Raw genomic sequence first — 16,806 nt, forward strand, 5'->3', positions numbered from 1 at the left:
CCAGGCCGACGTCGGGGCCCTCCTCCTCGATGGCGGCCAGCGCGCCCGCGATCACCGCGGACCGGCGCGGGTCCCTGCTCACGCCGCCGCCGACGCCGCGGCCACGGCGCCGCGGTATCGCGACGAGCGGCCCTCGATCCGCATCAGCCGCCACACGGCGCGCGCGGCGCGGCCGCGCAGGCCGAGCTCGTCGAAGAGCATCCGGACGTCGGCGTACAGGTCTCGCAGGAATCGCCGCGACTCCTCGGAGTCCCACCACACCTCGCGGGCGACCTCGTCGGGGATGCCCATGGCCTCGAGGTCGCCCGGGGAGGGCCGCATGATCACGTCGCCGAGCAGGCGCATGATCAGCGGCGTCGCCACGGCGAGCAGGGCCCGGTTGGCCGGTCCCATCCTCGGGATCTGGTGGACGAGGTACTGGTGCGCGAAGCCGATGTGGCGCGCCTCCTCGGCGACGTGGATCGCCATGATCCGCTCGAGCAGCGGATGGAGCTCGCGACCGCTGCGCAGCAGGCTCTTCTGGAGGTGGTCGATCGGCTCCTCGCCGGCCAGCACGCCCATCCAGAACCCCGGCGGCGCCCACCGGGCCGCCGACGCGATGAACGGCGCCCAGCGACGGAACCACGGCGGGCCGCCCTGGACGTCCAGGCCCGTGCGGTTCACGAGCTCCTGGAACATCTGGGTGTGGTGCGTCTCCTCGGTCGCCTCGTGCGTGGTGTAGCGGAACTCCGGCCGGCGGTTGCGTCGGTCGAGGTTGCCGAACATGATCCCGGCGATGAGGATCTGCTCGAACTGCAGGCCGACCTTGGTCAGCAGCGCCCAGCGGTAGAGACCGATCTCGACCTGGCGCTCGAGGGGCAGCGAGCGATACCAGGGGTGGGCGCCGAGGTTGTCCTCCGGCCCGAGCGCCCAGCGGGCGTCGGTGGGATCGACCTGGAGGGCGGGATCGTCCCAGTCGATGTCGGCGAAGGCGTCGAAGTGCTGGTGCACGGAGGCTTCGGACAGGGTCCTGAGCGTGTCGTGATACGCGGACATGGCATCTCCCGGATCGGACGAGTGCTACGGTGTGCTTCACGTCACGATACATCATGTATCACTGTTGCAAGGGAGCAACCAGATGCTGGCCTACGACCGCGCGGGGAGTGGTGAGCCGCTTCTCCTCATCCACGGGATCGGACATCGCCGCCAGGCCTGGGCGCCTGTCGTCGACCGCCTCGCCGAGGAGTACGACGTCATCGCGGTCGACCTTCCCGGCCATGGCGAGAGCCCCGCGCCGACCGACCCGTCGATCCCGGTCAAGGACGGGATCCGGATGGCCTTCGAGGAGCTCTTCGAGGAGCTCGGCATCGGGGCGCCGCACGTGGTCGGCAACTCCCTCGGCGGCCTGATCGCGCTGGAGATGGCCGTCGACGGCCTGGCCTGCAGCGTCACCGCGCTCTCGCCCGCCGGCTTCTGGGCGGGCCCGCGCGACTTCGCCTACGTCCGGGCGGTCTTCGGCACCGTGCTCACCGCGGCACGCCTCGCCCGTCCGGTCGCCCCGCGCCTGCTCGGCACGAGGGCCGGCCGCGCCGCGATGCTGGGCTGGCTGCACACCCATCCCTCACGCGTGGACGCGGAGCTGGCGCGCGGCGACTACGCGCACATGCTGGCCGCGCGGCCGGCGATCGACGCGCTCTTCGCGTCGGCGTACGCGTTCGAGGCGCCGGTGGAGCCGGTCGTGCCGATCACCGTGGCCTGGAGCTCGCGCGACGTCGTGCTGCTGCCCTACCAGGCCCGGCGGGCCCGGCAGCTGCTGCCGTCGGCCGAGCACGTCTGGCTCCACGGCTGCGGACACGTGCCGATGCCCGACGACCCCGAGCTCGTGGCGGCGACGATCATCGACACCGCCCGGGCCGGGGACTACCGGCCGGTCGGCGTGGTCACGCCGGCGGAGGCGGGTCCTGCAGCGGCTTCCACTGCTGGGCGGCGTAGTCCCACTCCCAGCCGTCCTGGATGATCCGCTGCGGCCACTGGGCGCCGCCGGCGTAGCTCGAGCCGCCCTGCGGCGAGATCTGCGTGGTCTCGTCGACCGCCGTCGGGTCGCCGGCCGCCGTGCCCGCCGGGCTCATCGCCGAGGCCGGGTACGTCGTGTACGCCGGCGCCGAGGCGGTCGAGGTGCGCGGCTTCCGGGTGGTGACCGCCTTCGGGAGGAACAGGCCCGACCCCTCGACGGCGGGCGTCCCGCGGCCGAAGAGCAGGGGATAGGTGTAGCCGGCGAGGACCGCGCCGAGCAGCGGCGCGAGGATGAAGAGCCACAGCTGCAGGATCGGCGTCCCGCCGGCGAACAGCGCTGGGCCGATGGAGCGTGCCGGGTTGACCGAGGTGCCGGTGAGCGGGATCGCCACGAAGTGGATCGCCGCGAGCGTGAGGCCGATCGCGACCGGGGCCACGTGCGGGACGCCGGTGCGCTCGTCGGTGACGCCGAGGATCACCCAGAGGAAGACCGCGGTCAGGATGAGCTCCACCAGGAAGGCGCCCCACCAGGCGAGGTGGACGCCCGACTGGTCGCCGTACCCGTTCTGGCCCATGTGGCCGGTGGCGTCGTAGCCCGGGACGGCTTGGAAGACGACGAAGAGGACGAGCGCGGCGACGATCGCGCCGCTCAGCTGGGCGCCGAAGTAGACCGGCGTGTCCTTCCAGGCCAGCCGGCCGCTCGTCGCGGCGCCCACGGTCACGGCGGGGTTGAAGTGGCCGCCGGAGATCCGGGCGAACGCGGTCGCGCCGATGATCACGGCGATGCCGAACGTCAGGCCGGTGGCGACGACGTCGGCGCCGGTGGCGATCGCGGCGCCGCAGCCGAGCAGCACCAGGAAGAAGGTGCCGAGCGCCTCCGCCGCGTAGATCCGCCAGAACTCCCTGCTGGTGTCCGGCACTGCCTCAGGCTCGAGGTCGACCGCCTCGAGCGGGTCGACCGGGTTGATCTCGCTCATGCCGCTGAGCCTAGACCCACCGCATGAGAGCGGGCTGGCACGCGGTAGCCTCGCCCCATGGCTGGCACTCACCGGATCATCTACACCCACACCGACGAGGCGCCGCTCCTGGCGACCTTCTCCTTCCTCCCGATCGTCGAGGCGTACGCCGCCAAGGCGGGCGTGTCGATCGAGACCCGCGACATCTCCGTGGCCGCCCGGATCCTCGCACAGTTCGGTCTCGCCGACGACGCGCTGAGCGAGCTCGGCGAGCTCGCCAAGACGCCCGAGGCCAACATCGTCAAGCTGCCCAACATCTCCGCCTCGATCCCGCAGCTCAAGGCCGCGATCAAGGAGCTCCAGGGCCTGGGCTTCGACATCCCGGACTACCCCGAGTCGCCCTCCACGCCCGAGGAGAAGGACGCCCGGGCGAAGTACGACAAGGTGAAGGGCTCGGCGGTCAACCCGGTCCTGCGCGAGGGCAACTCCGACCGCCGCGCGCCGCTGTCGGTCAAGGCCTACGCGAAGAAGCACCCGCACCGGAACAAGCCGTTCGGCGAGGGCTCCAAGACCACCGTCGCGACCATGGGCGAGCACGACTTCAAGTCCAACGAGAAGTCCGTGACCCTCTCCGCCGACGACACGCTGTCGATCGTGCTGGAGAAGAGCAACGGCGAGACCGAGACGCTGCTCGAGGGCCTCGCGGTGCTCGCGGGCGAGGTCGTGGACGCCACCAAGATGTCTGCCGCCAGCCTCGACGCCTTCCTCGCCAACGCGCTCGCGAAGGCCGCCGCCGAGGACGTGCTCTTCAGCGTCCATCTCAAGGCCACGATGATGAAGGTCTCCGACCCGATCATCTTCGGCCACGTCGTGAGGGCCTACTTCAAGGACGTCTTCGCGACCTACGGCGACGACCTCGCCGCCGCGGGCCTGTCGGCCAACGACGGCCTCGGCGCCATCCTCTCCGGCCTCGACGCGCTGCCGAACGGCGCGGAGATCAAGGCGGCGTTCGAGAAGGCGCTCGCGGACGGGCCGCGGCTGTCGTACGTGAACTCGGACAAGGGCATCACCAACCTGCACGTGCCGAGCGACGTGATCGTGGACGCCTCGATGCCCGCGCTCATCCGGAACGGCGGGAAGCTCTGGGGCGTCGACGGCGGCGAGGACGACACCCTCGCCGTCATCCCCGACTCGTCGTACGCCGGCGTCTACCAGGCCGTCATCGACGACGTGAAGGAGAACGGCCCGCTCGACCCGGCCACCATCGGCACTGTGCCCAACGTGGGCCTCATGGCGCAGGCCGCGGAGGAGTACGGCTCGCACAACAAGACCTTCGAGATCCCGGCCGACGGCACCGTCCGCGTCCTCACCAGCGCCGGCGAGAGCGTGCTGGAGCACGACGTCGAGGCCGGCGACATCTGGCGTGCCTGCCAGACCAAGGACATCCCGATCCGCGACTGGGTCAAGCTCGCGGTCACCCGCGCCCGCGCCTCGGACACCCCGGCGATCTTCTGGCTCGACGAGACCCGTGCCCACGACGCCGAGCTGATCAAGAAGGTCGAGGCCTACCTCCCGGAGCACGACACCGAGGGGCTGAAGATCGAGATCCTCGCGCCCGCCTTGGCGACGGCGTACTCGCTCGAGCGGATCCGCAAGGGCGAGGACACCATCTCCGTCACCGGCAACGTGCTGCGCGACTACAACACCGACCTCTTCCCGATCCTCGAGGTCGGCACGTCGGCCAAGATGCTCTCGATCGTCCCCCTCATCGCGGGCGGTGGCCTCTTCGAGACCGGCGCCGGCGGCTCCGCGCCGAAGCACGTGCAGCAGCTCGTCGAGGAGAACTACCTGCGCTGGGACAGCCTCGGCGAGTTCTTCGCCCTCGTGCCCTCCTTCGAGCAGTACGCCGAGCAGGCCGGCGACCCGGCCGCGAAGGTGCTCGCCGACGCGCTCGACCGGGCCACCGGCACCTTCCTCGACGAGGACCGCAGTCCCGGCCGCAAGCTCGGCACGATCGACAACCGCGGCTCGCACTTCTACCTCGGGCTCTACTGGGCCGAGGAGCTGGCCGAGCAGACCGAGGACCCGGCCCTCGCCGAGGCGTTCGCGCCGCTCGCGAAGACGCTGCGCGAGAAGGCCGACACCATCGTCGAGGAGCTCATCGCCGTCCAGGGGAAGCCCGCCGACATCGGCGGCTACTACTACCTCGACGCGGAGAAGACCGCTGCCGTCATGCGACCGTCCGCGACCTTCAACGAGGCCCTCGCCTCGTTCTGAGGGGGGTGAAAGTCACCGGTTAACCGGTAACTGGGGAACTTCTCGGCCGGCACGCCCCCCGAGAAGTTCCCCTTTCGCCGGTTAACCGGTGACTCGGGAAATTGATTCGCGAACTGTCGGAGGGCTTCCCTAGTCTCGCGATGTGGGGATCTCGGGGGAGCAGGAGTGGGGGAGCCGGGAGCTGACCTGGCATCGGCTGCGGCGCCCGGCGACGGTGGTCGCGCTCGCGGCGGCGATGGTGGCGTCGGTCGGCGCCGCGCTCGGCTCGGTCGTCGTCGGGCGGATCGCCGACGACCCGAGCACGGGACTGGTCTGGCTGCTGGCGCTGTGCGTCGTCGGCGCCGCGCTGGTCGACACCGCGGGACGCATCCTGTGGGCCGGCATCGTCGACCGGGCCGAGGGCGCGCTGCGCCAGGACCTCCTCGGCGCCGCGCTCGCCCAGCCCCTCGACGCGCTCTCCGAGCAGGCCGTCGGCGAGATCCTCGACCGGGTCGACGACGACACCCATGAGATCGGCAGCCTGCTGCGGCTCCAGATGTGGTTCGTCTTCCGCACCACCTTCGGCCTGATCCCGATGTGGATCGTCGCCGGCGTCACGTGGTGGCCGGCCGCGATCGTCTTCCCGATCCTCTTCGCGGCCGTGGGCTGGGCGGTCCGGCCCTACCTCGGCCGGATCGCCACGCTCAAGGTCCTCGAGGAGATGACCTGGACCGACCACGCCGCGGCGATGGAGGAGGGCATCGCCGGCCGCGACGACCTGCGCACCTCGGCCGGTGCCGGCTTCGCGGTGCGCCGCCTCGCCGAGCTCTCGGCGATCACGCACGAGGCCTTCCGCAAGGTGGTGGTGCAGGAGGGCCGTCTCGCCGGGGTGGCCGGCCTGATCCTCTACGGCGCGCTGTCGCTGATCGTCGTCGCGGGCGCCTGGCTGACCAGCCGCGGCGACATGGGCGTCGACCGCCTCGTGACGCTCTTCCTCGTCACCGCGACCTTCGTCGGCCAGATCAACGAGGTCTCCCACCGGCTGCCCGACATCCAGGCCGGGATCGGCGCCATCGTGCGGATCCGCCAGATGCTCCAGGTGGAGCCCGAGGCGGCCGGCGGGGCGCCCGTCCCCGCCGGCCAGCTCGCGCTCGAGTTCCGCGACCTGCGCTTCTCCTACCCCGAGGGCACCTTCGCGCTCGACGGCATCTCGCTCACGGTGCCCGCCGGCCAGACCATCGCCCTGGTGGGCCGGACGGGGTCGGGCAAGTCGACCCTCGCGTCCCTGATCGCCCGGGCGATCGAGCCGCCGCCGGGGAGCGTGCTGCTCGGCGGCGTCGACGTCACGACGCTCGATCTCCAAGCGCTGCGCGGAGCCGTCGGCACCGTCACCCAGCGCACCGAGATCCTCGCCGGGACGCTCGCCGACAACATCACGCTCTTCGCGGACGTGCCGCGCCGCGAGGTCGAGGCGGCGGTCGACGAGCTGGGGCTGCGCGCGTGGGTCGCCGGCCTGCCCGACGGCCTCGAGACCGTGCTCGGCCCGGGCGGCACCAAGCTGTCGGCCGGCGAGGAGCAGCTCGTCGCCTTCGCCCGGCTGCTCGTGCGCGACGTGCAGGTCGTCGTGCTCGACGAGGCGACCGCCCGGATGGACCCGCTGACCGAGGCGCGGGTGGTCGCGGCGGCCGACCGGCTGCTCGCCCGGCGTACGGGTGTGCTGGTGGCGCACCGCCTCACCACCGTCGAGCGGGCCGACCTCGTCGCGGTGCTGGACCACGGCCGCGTCGTCCAGGCCGGCCCTCGCCTCGAGCTGGCCGCACGGCCGGGGCACTATCGCGACCTGCGCGCCGCGAGCGCGCTGGAGGAGACGGAGGCCGAGCTGGTGGAGGCGACGCCGGTGGGTGGCCGCCGGCGTACGACGACGCCGCCGGTGCGTCCGGCCGTCGGCTCGGGCCCGCCCCTGGGTCGCAGCATCGCACACGCCATCCGGATCAGGCCGTGGTGGGGCGTCTTCTCCGTCCTCCTCTTCCTGGTCGGCGCGCTGTGCGCCGCCCAAGGCGCGATCACCGGCTGGCTCTGGGGCCGGGTGGTCGAGCGACTCAAGGCTGGCGGCGACCCGATGTGGCAGGTGCTGCTGCTCGCGGCGATCTTCCTCGTGGTGCCGCTGGTGTGGGCCAAGGCGATCGAGCTGTTCCCGCGCTGGTGGGTCGAGGTGCTGCTGCGGATGCGGATGGCGGTGCTGCGCGGGCAGACCCGGATGCGCCGCCTCGAGCGCACTCCGCCCGGCGAGGTGGTGGCTCGCACGATGGACGGCGACCGCTACGCGCGATATGCCGACCGCTGGGTCGACTTCATCAACGCCTGGCTCATCGTCGGCGCCACGATGCTCGTCGGCGGCAGCCCGCTGGCCGGGCTGGTCCTGCTGGCGGTCATGGTCGCCGCCGCCCTGGCCAGTGCGATCGGCCGGCCGATCGCCGGCCGCTCGGCCACCAAGTCGTCGGCGGCCCGCGCGCGATTCGGGCGGAGCCTGGTCTCGGTGCTGGAGTCGGTGCGCACCGTCAAGCTCTCGGCCCGGACCCCTGAGATCAGCGCGCATCTGCGCCGGGTCGACGGCGGCCGGGTGGAGGCCGCGATCTTCGAGCACCGCATCGCCGCCGCGCTCGACGGCGTTCCGATGATCATGGTCCAGGTGGGCGTCGTGGCCGCCTGGTCGGCCTGGAACGCCGGCTGGTGGCCGCTCGCCACCGCCCTCCTCGTCGCCAACGCGGTCAACGGCTTCGACTGGTTCGGTCGGGTCGCGGGCGCCGTGGTGACGGAGGCGCCGGGGACGCGCAGCTGGCTCCGGGTGGTGTCGGGCTACGCGGGCGGCGGCGACATCATGGACCTCCCGGAGGGGGTCGACCTCGTCCGCGGCGTCGCGCCCCGGCCGGCGGCGGTGGCCGCCGTCCCGCTGCGCCGACTGACCGTGGCCGGGATGGACGCGGTGCACGACGACGGCACCGTCGGGGTGACCGGCGTCGACCTGGCCGTCGAGGCCGGCGAGCTGGTGCTGCTGCTCGGGCAGGTCGGCTCGGGCAAGTCGTCGCTGCTCGGCGCCCTCGCCGGGCTGCTCGACCACACCGGCTCGATCTGCTGGAACGAGCGGGAGGTCGACGACCCGGAGCTCTTCCTCCGGCCCGGTCAGGTCACCCACGTCGCGCAGGTGCCGCGAGTGCTGAGCGGCACGTTCCACGACAACGTCACGCTGGGTCACGACCGCTCGGTCGCCGATCCCGTCGCGGTCTCACGGCTCGACCGCGACGTCGAGGACGCCGGCGGGATCGGCGCCCTCGTCGGTCATCGGGGCGTGCGGCTCTCGGGCGGCCAGGTCCAGCGGCTCGCGCTCGCCCGCGCACTGGCCACCGAGGCCGAGCTGCTCCTGGCCGACGACGTGTCGTCGGCGCTCGACGCGCGCACCGAGCTGGAGCTGTGGGACGCGCTGCGCGAGCGCGGCGCCACCGTCGTCGGGGCGACGTCGAAGCGGGCCGCCCTCGCCCGGGCCGACCGGGTCGTCGTCCTCGTCGACGGCCAGGTGGCCGCCAGCGGGCCGTGGACCGCGCTGTCCGCCGACTGGGGGCACCTCGCCGGGTGAGGCCGCTCCGGCACCGGGACGTTCCGGCCCGTCGAGGGCCGCTGGAAGGACCGGGACGTCCCGACCAGGGGCGGGATCTGCGGGTGGGCTGGTCAGCGCACCCGGTAGGTGTCCGTGCCGGTCGAGGCGGCCGACGTCGTCGAGCCCCGGTAGACCACGGTCACCCGGTGCTTGCCCTTCCTTGCGAAGGAGCGCAGCGTGATGGTGCGCGTCCCGGCGGACGTCAGGCTGACCGTCCGGACCTTGCGGCCGTCGAGGTAGACGACGACCGTGCCGGTCGGCGCGACGGACGAGCCGACGGTCGAGATCGCGATCCGGAGCTTCGCCCGGCGGCCCCTCTTCGTCGTCCCCACCGTCACCTTCGTGCGCGTGGTGGCGAGCGTGGTCGTGGTCGTGGGGGTGGTCGCTGTCGCGGAGGCCGTCGCGGAGGTCGTCGGGGACGAGGTCGCGCTCGTCGTCGCGCTGCTGCTCCCGCTCGCCGTGGCGGTGCTCGTGGCGGTCGCCGTGTCCGTCGCACCGGCGCTCGTCGTCGCGGTCGACGTCGGCGTGCTGGACGTCGTCGTGGTCGCGCTGGCGGTCGCCGTCGGCGAGGCGGTGGTGGACGAGTCGTCCGAGGCGCAGGCGGCGACGGCGGTGGAGGGCCCGTTGGCCACCGTCCCGCTGCCGCCGCCGGTGGAGCCGCCGCCACCGCCGCCGGAGACCGACGTGCCGGCGGTCACGGTCGCGAGGAGCGTGGTGCCGACCGTGCCGGACTCGGCGAGTCCGCCGACGGTGCGGCAGGTGGCCGTGCCGCCCTTGTAGATCTTGTAGCTCTGGCCCTTGGTGACCGACGGCGAGGAGTAGATGACGGCGCCGAAGGCCTTGCTGCTGACGTACGTCGCCAGCAGGGTGTTCGACGAGCTCAGCAGGGACAGGATGGTGCCGGCGGTCTGGGTGGACGTCAGCTTGGCGGCCAGCCAGCCCTGGGTGGACGAGGAGGAGGGCGTCTGGACCATTCCGCTGGATCCGACGGCGAGGACGGTGCCGCCGTTGATCAGGAGCGTCCCGTCCGCGTCGAGGGGGCTGTTGTCCGAGCCGGTGGGGCCGGCGACGACGGTGGTGCCGCCGGTGAAGGTCAGGGTGCCGTTGGAGTCCACGCCGTCGCCCTGGGCGTAGACGGCGAGCTCGCCGCCGCTGATCGCCAGGGTCGGCGTCGTGGTGTCGCTGGACGCGTTGACGCCGTCGTCGGAGGAGATCACCGAGATCGAGCCGCCGGCGATCGTGATGGCGGCGCCCTCGATGCCCTCGGTGGACGTGGTGATGTCGACCGCGCCGTCGCCGATGCCGAGGTCGACGTCGGCGTGCAGGCCGTCGTCGCCGGCGCTGACCGTCGTGGTGCCGCCGGTGATCGCCACGGTCGCCGTCGAGTTGACCCCGTCCGCGGCCGCGTCGATCGTCTGGGTGCCGCCACCGATGGCGACCACGACGCCTGCGACGAGTCCGTGCGGCGACGACTCGGCGGTGGCGTCGTACGCCGTGGCCCCACCGCCGGCCTCGATGGCCGTGGTGCCGCCGGAGATCGCGATGTCGGTGACCGCGTCGATGCCGTCGGCCCCCGCGTCGACGGTGATGTCGCCGCCGGCGATGGCGACGTAGCCGCGCTTCTCCTTCTCGTCGTTGGTCGACTTCAGGCCGTCGCCACCGGACGTCACGTCCAGGTCGCCGCCCTTGACGTAGAGGTGGTCCTTGCCGCGGATGCCGTCGTCGACCGCGTCGACGACGTAGGAGCCGGAGCGGATCACGAGGCCGTCGGAGCTGGCGATGCCGTCGGCGTACCGGCCGTGCACGGTCAGGGCGCCCGACCCAGCGAGCACGAGGTCGCTCGAGGCGTAGAGCGCCGCGCCCGGGGCGTCGTCGCTGGTGTCGGCGTAGGTCGTCGCGTCGGTCAGGGTGTTGCTCGACCCGTCGGCGGTCAGCACGACCACGCGGTCGGCGTCGGTCACCTCGAGCGCGGCGGTCGTCGAGCTGGTCACCGTGAGGCCGTCGAGCACGAGCCGGACGAGGGCGTCGGGCGCGGTGACCACGATCTGGCCGGTCAGCGATCCGCTCAGCCGGTAGACGCCGGCCGCCGAGATCGTCGCCGTGCCGTCGGCGATGGTCACGGCCGAGGCGTCGGCGCCGGACGCCGTGCCGCCGGTGCCGGAGAAGGTCACGGAGGTCTCCGCGCTCGCGTCCCAGGTCAGGTCGGAGTCCTCGTCGGCCGTCCCCTGATTCGCCGCCAGGACCTCGGCGGGCGTGGTGATCGCGCTGGCGGCGTACGACGGCGCCGACGGCACCACCAGCGCGAGTCCGGTCGCCGCCAGGGCCAGGGAGAGGGCTCCGGTCAGGGCGGCGGGTCGCAGGTGTCGGGCGATCATGGCCCGGACGCTAGGGAGGAAACATGTGAGCTGTCTGAGGAACCGCCCCCGGGCGGCCCACTCTCATGAAACGCTCAGAGCCGGCGGTCGGGGTCGGCCTCCGAGCCCACGCCGAGCTGGGCGCGGAGCGTCCCGCCGCGCGGCTCGGGCGGCAGGTGCCCGCGCGCCCGGAGCTCGGGAACGACGAGCTCGGCGAAGTCGAACAGGTCGGTCGAGGCGAAGACCGGCTCGAGCAGGAACCCGTCGAGGCCGGTCGCCGCCATCAGCTCCTCGAGCTGGTCGGCGACCGAGACGGGGTCGCCGGTGACCTGGAAGCCGCGCGTGCCCTTGCCGCGCAGGTCGTCGAGGATCTGCCGGACGGTGGGGGCGTTCGGGCCGAGGAAGCGCTCGATGTTCGACGTGCCCATCTGTCCGACGACACCGGTCCCGACGACCTGCTCGAGCGTGCCGTCCGGGTCGAGCGAGAGCAGGTCGATGCCGGTGTTGCCGGCGTACAGCGCGGCGACGACCTCGTCGTTCTGCAGCGCGTCGAACTCCGCCCGCTGTGCCTTGGCCTCCTCCATCGTCGGCGCGACGGTGACCGTGACGCCGCACATGGTGATCGGTCCCGGCCGGCCGTGGCGGGCCGCGCGCTCGTGGATGTCGGCGACGTTGGCCGCCGTCTGCGGCGGCGTGGTGCCCTGGACGAAGACGGCCTCGGCCCACTGCGCGGCCAGCTCGCGACCGGCGGGCGAGGTGCCCGCCTGGAAGATGACGGGGGAGCGCTGCGGAGACGGGGTCACCGTGAAGTAGCCGGAGGAGCGGAAGTGGTCGCCCTCGAACTCGAGCCGGTGGATCCCCTCGCGCCGCGAGAAGACCCCGCTCTCGCGGTCCATCAGCAGCGCGTCGTCCTCCCAGACGGTCTCCATGAAGCGCGTGGTGAGGTCGACGTACTCCGCGGCCGCGGCGTAGCGATCGTCGTGCTTGGCCATCTCGTCGTGGCCGAAGAGCTCGGCGATGACGTTCTGCGACGCGCCGGTGACGACGTTCCAGCCGATCCGCCCGCCGGTGAGGTGGTCGAGCGTGCCGAAGCGCCGGGCGATCTGGACCGGGTGGTCCAGGCCGGTCGAGGCGGTGACGACGAAGCCCAGCCGCTCGGTCTCGCGCGCGAGGGTCGGGATGAGCAGCATCGGCTCGATGCCGGTGAAGTTGATCCCGTGCCGCCAGGCCGACGGAGCGAGGTCGCCGTCGATCGTCGGATAGCCGTAGCCGTCGGCGAAGAAGAGGAAGTCGAAGCCGGCGCGGTCGAGCAGCTGGGCGTACTCGACCCAGTAGTCGAGCTCGTGATACCGCACCGACGTCGCCCGCGGATGCGGCCAGCTGAGCGTCCCCCCGACCTGAGCTCCGGCCACCTCGAACACACCCAGTCTCATGCCGAGGACGGTAGCTATCGCGGATGTCACACGCGTTTCAGGGTGTTATGGGCGCTGCCGTTTTCGGGGAATGCGGCTCGGTGCCCGAGGGTTGAGCGGTGGTGAGAACAGTGAGTCCGGTCTGGCCGATCATCGCGCTCGCCGTCGGCGGCTTCGCGATCGGGACGACGGAGTTCGCCACCATGGGCGTGCTGCCGGAGATCGCCGACGGGGTCGGCGTCTCGGTGCCCACGGCGGGACATGCGATCTCGGCGTACGCGCTGGGCGTGGTGGTCGGCGTGCCGATCCTCTCCTTCTTCGTCGCCGGCCTGCCGCGCAAGACACTGCTGCTCGCCCTCATGGGCGCGTACGCCGTCTTCAACGCCGCCAGCGCGATCGTCTCCTCCTACGGCCTGCTGCTCGTGGCCCGCTTCCTCGACGGACTGCCGCACGGGGCGTACTTCGGGGTGGCCTCGCTGGTGGCCGCCAACCTGGTCTCCGAGGCCAACCGCGGCCGGGCGGTCGCGGGGCTGATGATGGGCCTCTCGATCGCCAACGTGGTCGGCGTCCCGGCCGTGACGTGGTTCGGCCAGACGGCCGGCTGGCGCGCGGCCTACCTCGCCTGCGGGGCGCTCGCGCTGCTCACCGTGGCGATGGTGACGCTCGTCGTCCCGCACCAGCCGGGCGACCCGTCCGCGACGGGCCGCGCGGAGGCGTCGACGTTCTTCCGCAGCCCGCAGGTGTGGCTCACGATGGCGGCCGGGGCGATCGGCTTCGGCGGCCTGTTCGCGGTCTACTCCTACATCGCGCCGATCGTGACGGACGTCAGCGGCCTGCCGAAGGGCGCGGTGCCGTTCTTCACCCTCGCCTTCGGCCTCGGCATGGTGGTCGGCACGTGGGCCGGCGGGGAGCTGGCGCACTGGTCGGTCTTTCGGTCGCTGCTCCTCGGAGGCGTCGGCGCCGGTGTCGCGCTGCTGGCCTTCTGGGCCCTCGCCCCGCGGGGCTGGTGGCTGTGGCCGGCCACGGTGCTGGTCACCGCGCTCGGGTCGGTCCTCGTGGTCAACCTGCAGCTGCGGCTCATGGACGTCGCCGGCGACGCGGTCACGCTCGGCGCCGCGATGAACCACGCGGCGCTCAACGTCGCCAACGCGCTCGGCGCCTACCTCGGCGGGGTCGTCATCGACGCCGGCTACGGCTACCGCTCGCCGGCGGTGGTCGGCGTCGTGCTGTCCTTCGTGGGCGTCGCGATCCTGCTCTGGAGCGCGACGCTCCACCGCCGCACGGCGCCGAAACCCGCTTTCGCCGACTCCTGGTCGTGATGGGAGACTGGGGGCATGCCTGATGCCGCCGCCACGCCACCGGCTGTCCGCCCGCGGGTCCTCTCCGGGATCCAGCCGACGGCGGACAGCTACCACCTGGGGAACTACCTCGGCGCGGTGCGGAACTGGGCGGATCTCCAGTCGGTCCAGCCCGACGGCACGAGCTACGAGCCGTTCTTCTTCATCGCCGACCAGCACGCGATCACGGTCGAGCAGGACCCGAAGGTGCTGCGCCGGCGTACGCTCGTGGCGGCTGCGCAGCTCCTCGCCGCCGGCGTCGACCCGGAGCGGAGCGCGATCTTCCTCCAGTCGCACCTGCCCGAGCACGCCCAGCTCGGCTGGGTGATGCAGTGCCTGACCAGTTTCGGCGAGGCCCGCCGGATGACGCAGTTCAAGGACAAGTCGGCCAAGGGCGGCGAGGGCTCGTCGTCGGTCGGGCTCTTCGCCTACCCGATGCTGATGGCGGCCGACATCCTGCTCTACCGGCCGGCCTACGTGCCGGTGGGGGAGGACCAGCGCCAGCACCTCGAGCTCACCCGCGACCTCGCGCAGCGGTTCAACAGCCGCTACAAGAAGACCTTCAGGCTGCCCGAGCCGTACATCCTCAAGGAGACGGCGAAGATCTACGACCTGCAGGAGCCGACGGCCAAGATGTCGAAGTCGGCCTCCTCCCCCAACGGCCTGATCGACATGCTCGACGACCCCACGGTGTCGGCGAAGAAGATCAGGTCCGCGGTCACCGACTCCGAGGCGGAGGTCCGCTTCGACGAGGTCGCCAAGCCCGGTGTGTCCAACCTGCTGCGGATCTTCTCCGCACTGAGCGGGGTGAGCATCGAGAAGCTCGAGGCCGACTACGCCGGCAAGGGGTACGGCGTCTTCAAGTCCGATCTCGCCGACGTGGTGGTCGACGTGGTGACCCCCTTCCGGGCCCGCACGCACGAGCTGCTCGACGACCGGACCGAGCTCGACGGCGTCCTCGCCCGTGGTGCCGAGCGGGCGCGCGCGGTGGCGTCGAAGACGCTCGCCGACGTCTACGACCGGGTGGGCTTCGTCCCGCCGTTCACGGTCTGAGAGCGTGCCGGCCGCGCCGCTTCCGCGCTCTGCGAGACTGCTCCCGTGCAGACCATCGGTGTGGTGATCCCCGTGCCGGAGCCCTGGGGCGCGCAGCTCCAGGGGTTCCGGGAGGGGATCGGCGACCCGATGGCCGACCTGATCCCGCCGCACATCACGCTGCTGCCGCCCGTCGGGATCGACACCCAGCTGATCAGCGGGGTGGTCGACCATCTGTCCGCCGCGGCCGGGATGCTGGCGCCGTTCGAGATCGCGCTGCGCGGCACCGATTCCTTCCGGCCCACCTCGCCGGTCGTCTTCGTGGCGCTGGCCGAGGGTGCGGAGGACTGCGCGACGCTCGAGGGCCTGGTGAGGAGCGGGCCGTTGGGCATCGACTCGCCGTGGCCCTACCACCCGCACGTCACGGTCGCCCACGAGCTGCCCGACGCGGTGCTCGACGACGCCTGCGAGCGGCTCGCCGACTTCGCCGCCGACTTCGGCGTCGACGAGTTCACGCTCTACATCCTCGACCCCGACGGCCGTTGGCACCCGACCCATACCTTCCCTCTGGGAAGCGACGACACAGCCCCGCTGGGGAGCGAGTTCGAGGAGGACGAGCGGTGAAGCTCGAGAAGAAGCACGGCTGGCTGCTGGTCGGCATCGGGATCTGGAACTTCTGGGTGTGGGGGACCTTCATCAAGAACCTCTCCGCCGCCCACGCCCGCGGCGAGGAGCACCCCGACGGCTACTACATCGCCCACACGATCCTCATCGTCGTCGACCTGCTCATCGGCGCGGTGCTGGTCGGGCTCGGGGCCAAGGCTCTCCGCGCGGACAAGAAAACACCACTGAACCACTAGACATTATGGTGGAGGGGTGCCCGATGACCTTCTCCACCTCGGCGTGGCCCTCGACGGCGCCGGCTGGCATCCCGCCGCCTGGCGCGAGAGCGGCGCGCGACCGCGCGAGCTGTTCACGCCGCGCTACTGGTCCGATCTCGTGGGCCGGGCGGAGGCCGGGCTGCTCGACCTCGTCACCATCGAGGACGCGCTGCGCCTCCAGCCCGACGACCCGGACGACCCCGATGGCCCCGGCGTGCGCCCGGATCGCGTCCGCGGCCGTCTCGACGCGGTCCAGATCGCCGCACGCGTCGCGCCGCTCACCCGCCACGTCGGCCTGGTCCCGACGGCGGTCGTCACCCATACCGAGCCGTTCCACCTCTCGAAGGCGATCGCGACCCTCGACTACGTGAGCGGGGGTCGCGCCGGAGTGCGGGTGCAGGTCGATCCCAGCGCCGCGACCGCCGGGCACGTCGGCCGCCGCGACCCGGCCGCGCTGGCGCTGGTCGACGACCTGCTGGAGGAGGCGGCCGACTACGTCGAGGTCCTGCGCCGGCTCTGGGACTCGTGGGAGGACGACGCCGAGATCCGCGACGTCGCCACCGGCCGGTTCATCGACCGGGAGCGGCTGCACTACATCGACTTCGAGGGCCGCGAGTTCTCGGTCAAGGGCCCCTCGATCACGCCCAGGCCACCCCAGGGACAGCCGATCGTCGCCGCGCTCGCACACACCGAGCCGGTGTTCCGGCTCGCCGAGCAGGCCGTCGACCTCGCGTTCGTCACGCCACGTGACACGTCCGGCGCCGCCCAGGCGGCCGCCCGCCTGCGCCACGTGCCGCACGTCTGGGGCGACCTCCTGGTCGTACTCGACGACGACACCGCCACGGCCGAGGCCCGCCTCCGCCGGCTCGACGAGGCCGCGGGCACGAGCCACGCCTCCGACGCCCGCGTCGTCGCCGGGACGGCCGCCGACCTC

General features: G+C 72.4%; 12 protein-coding genes. 8 read left to right on the top strand and 4 right to left on the bottom strand.

Features of this window, described 5'->3' with window-relative positions; genetic code table 11:
- Positions 1-78: 78 nt before the first annotated feature.
- The gene (locus QM572_RS10995; protein WP_415092984.1) at positions 79-1,035 is read right to left on the bottom strand and encodes an AurF N-oxygenase family protein; all 957 of its coding nucleotides are present in this window, start codon (positions 1,033-1,035) and stop codon (positions 79-81) included.
- An 82-nt stretch (positions 1,036-1,117) separates the two neighbouring features.
- Here QM572_RS10995 and QM572_RS11000 point away from each other — a divergent pair, with 82 nt between their 5' ends.
- Complete coding sequence (locus QM572_RS11000) at positions 1,118-1,996, top strand: alpha/beta fold hydrolase (protein WP_415092986.1); 879 nt, start codon at positions 1,118-1,120, stop codon at positions 1,994-1,996.
- Here QM572_RS11000 and QM572_RS11005 read toward each other — a convergent pair.
- Positions 1,920-2,969 (bottom strand): MIP/aquaporin family protein, encoded by a 1,050-nt coding sequence (locus QM572_RS11005; RefSeq protein WP_415092988.1) that lies wholly within the window; start codon positions 2,967-2,969, stop codon positions 1,920-1,922. The two genes, QM572_RS11000 and QM572_RS11005, sit on opposite strands and share 77 nt — an antisense overlap.
- A gap of 57 nt (positions 2,970-3,026) precedes the next feature.
- Between QM572_RS11005 and QM572_RS11010 the strand changes: the two genes are divergently transcribed.
- Positions 3,027-5,225, top strand: coding sequence for an NADP-dependent isocitrate dehydrogenase (locus tag QM572_RS11010; protein ID WP_415092990.1), 2,199 nt, complete (start codon positions 3,027-3,029; stop codon positions 5,223-5,225).
- Between the two features lie 142 nt (positions 5,226-5,367).
- Positions 5,368-8,835, top strand: coding sequence for an ATP-binding cassette domain-containing protein (locus QM572_RS11015; RefSeq protein ID WP_415092992.1), 3,468 nt, complete (start codon positions 5,368-5,370; stop codon positions 8,833-8,835).
- Between the two features lie 92 nt (positions 8,836-8,927).
- Here QM572_RS11015 and QM572_RS11020 read toward each other — a convergent pair whose 3' ends face one another.
- Together QM572_RS11020 and QM572_RS11025 are read right to left on the bottom strand one after the other, a co-directional pair.
- On the bottom strand, positions 8,928-11,231 hold the full coding sequence (locus tag QM572_RS11020) for a carbohydrate-binding domain-containing protein (protein ID WP_415092994.1): 2,304 nt from the start codon (positions 11,229-11,231) through the stop codon (positions 8,928-8,930).
- A gap of 74 nt (positions 11,232-11,305) precedes the next feature.
- A complete protein-coding gene (locus tag QM572_RS11025; protein ID WP_415092996.1) occupies positions 11,306-12,643 on the bottom strand; it encodes an NtaA/DmoA family FMN-dependent monooxygenase in 1,338 nt (445 codons plus the stop codon).
- A 101-nt stretch (positions 12,644-12,744) separates the two neighbouring features.
- On the opposite strand from QM572_RS11025, the gene QM572_RS11030 reads away from it, so the two are divergent.
- The 5 genes from QM572_RS11030 to QM572_RS11050 all read left to right on the top strand — a co-directional run.
- Entirely contained in the window at positions 12,745-13,941 is a 1,197-nt protein-coding gene (locus QM572_RS11030) for an MFS transporter (protein ID WP_415092998.1), read from the top strand.
- 15 nt (positions 13,942-13,956) lie between these two features.
- A complete protein-coding gene (gene trpS / locus QM572_RS11035) occupies positions 13,957-15,012 on the top strand; it encodes a tryptophan--tRNA ligase (protein WP_415093000.1) in 1,056 nt (351 codons plus the stop codon).
- 45 nt (positions 15,013-15,057) lie between these two features.
- On the top strand, positions 15,058-15,615 hold the full coding sequence (locus QM572_RS11040) for a 2'-5' RNA ligase family protein (RefSeq protein ID WP_415093002.1): 558 nt from the start codon (positions 15,058-15,060) through the stop codon (positions 15,613-15,615).
- Positions 15,612-15,851 carry an SCO4848 family membrane protein gene (locus QM572_RS11045; RefSeq protein WP_415093004.1) on the top strand — a complete coding sequence of 80 codons (240 nt, stop codon included), beginning with the start codon at positions 15,612-15,614 and terminating at the stop codon, positions 15,849-15,851. Before QM572_RS11040 ends, QM572_RS11045 begins: the two co-directional genes overlap by 4 nt.
- Before the next feature lie 16 nt (positions 15,852-15,867).
- On the top strand, positions 15,868-16,806 hold a 939-nt coding region (locus QM572_RS11050; RefSeq protein WP_415093006.1), incomplete at its 3' end, for an LLM class flavin-dependent oxidoreductase.

It is taken from the genome of Nocardioides sp. (assembly GCF_047607365.1).
GTDB lineage: Bacteria > Actinomycetota > Actinomycetes > Propionibacteriales > Nocardioidaceae > Nocardioides.

Coding starts and splice junctions, on each gene's coding strand:
- QM572_RS11000 (WP_415092986.1), top strand. CDS start 1,118: ATGCTGGCCTACGACCGCGCGGGGAGTGGTGAGCCGCTTCTCCTCATC.
- trpS (WP_415093000.1), top strand. CDS start 13,957: ATGCCTGATGCCGCCGCCACGCCACCGGCTGTCCGCCCGCGGGTCCTC.
- QM572_RS11020 (WP_415092994.1), bottom strand. CDS start 11,231: ATGATCGCCCGACACCTGCGACCCGCCGCCCTGACCGGAGCCCTCTCC.
- QM572_RS11010 (WP_415092990.1), top strand. CDS start 3,027: ATGGCTGGCACTCACCGGATCATCTACACCCACACCGACGAGGCGCCG.
- QM572_RS11005 (WP_415092988.1), bottom strand. CDS start 2,969: ATGAGCGAGATCAACCCGGTCGACCCGCTCGAGGCGGTCGACCTCGAG.
- QM572_RS10995 (WP_415092984.1), bottom strand. CDS start 1,035: ATGTCCGCGTATCACGACACGCTCAGGACCCTGTCCGAAGCCTCCGTG.
- QM572_RS11025 (WP_415092996.1), bottom strand. CDS start 12,643: ATGAGACTGGGTGTGTTCGAGGTGGCCGGAGCTCAGGTCGGGGGGACG.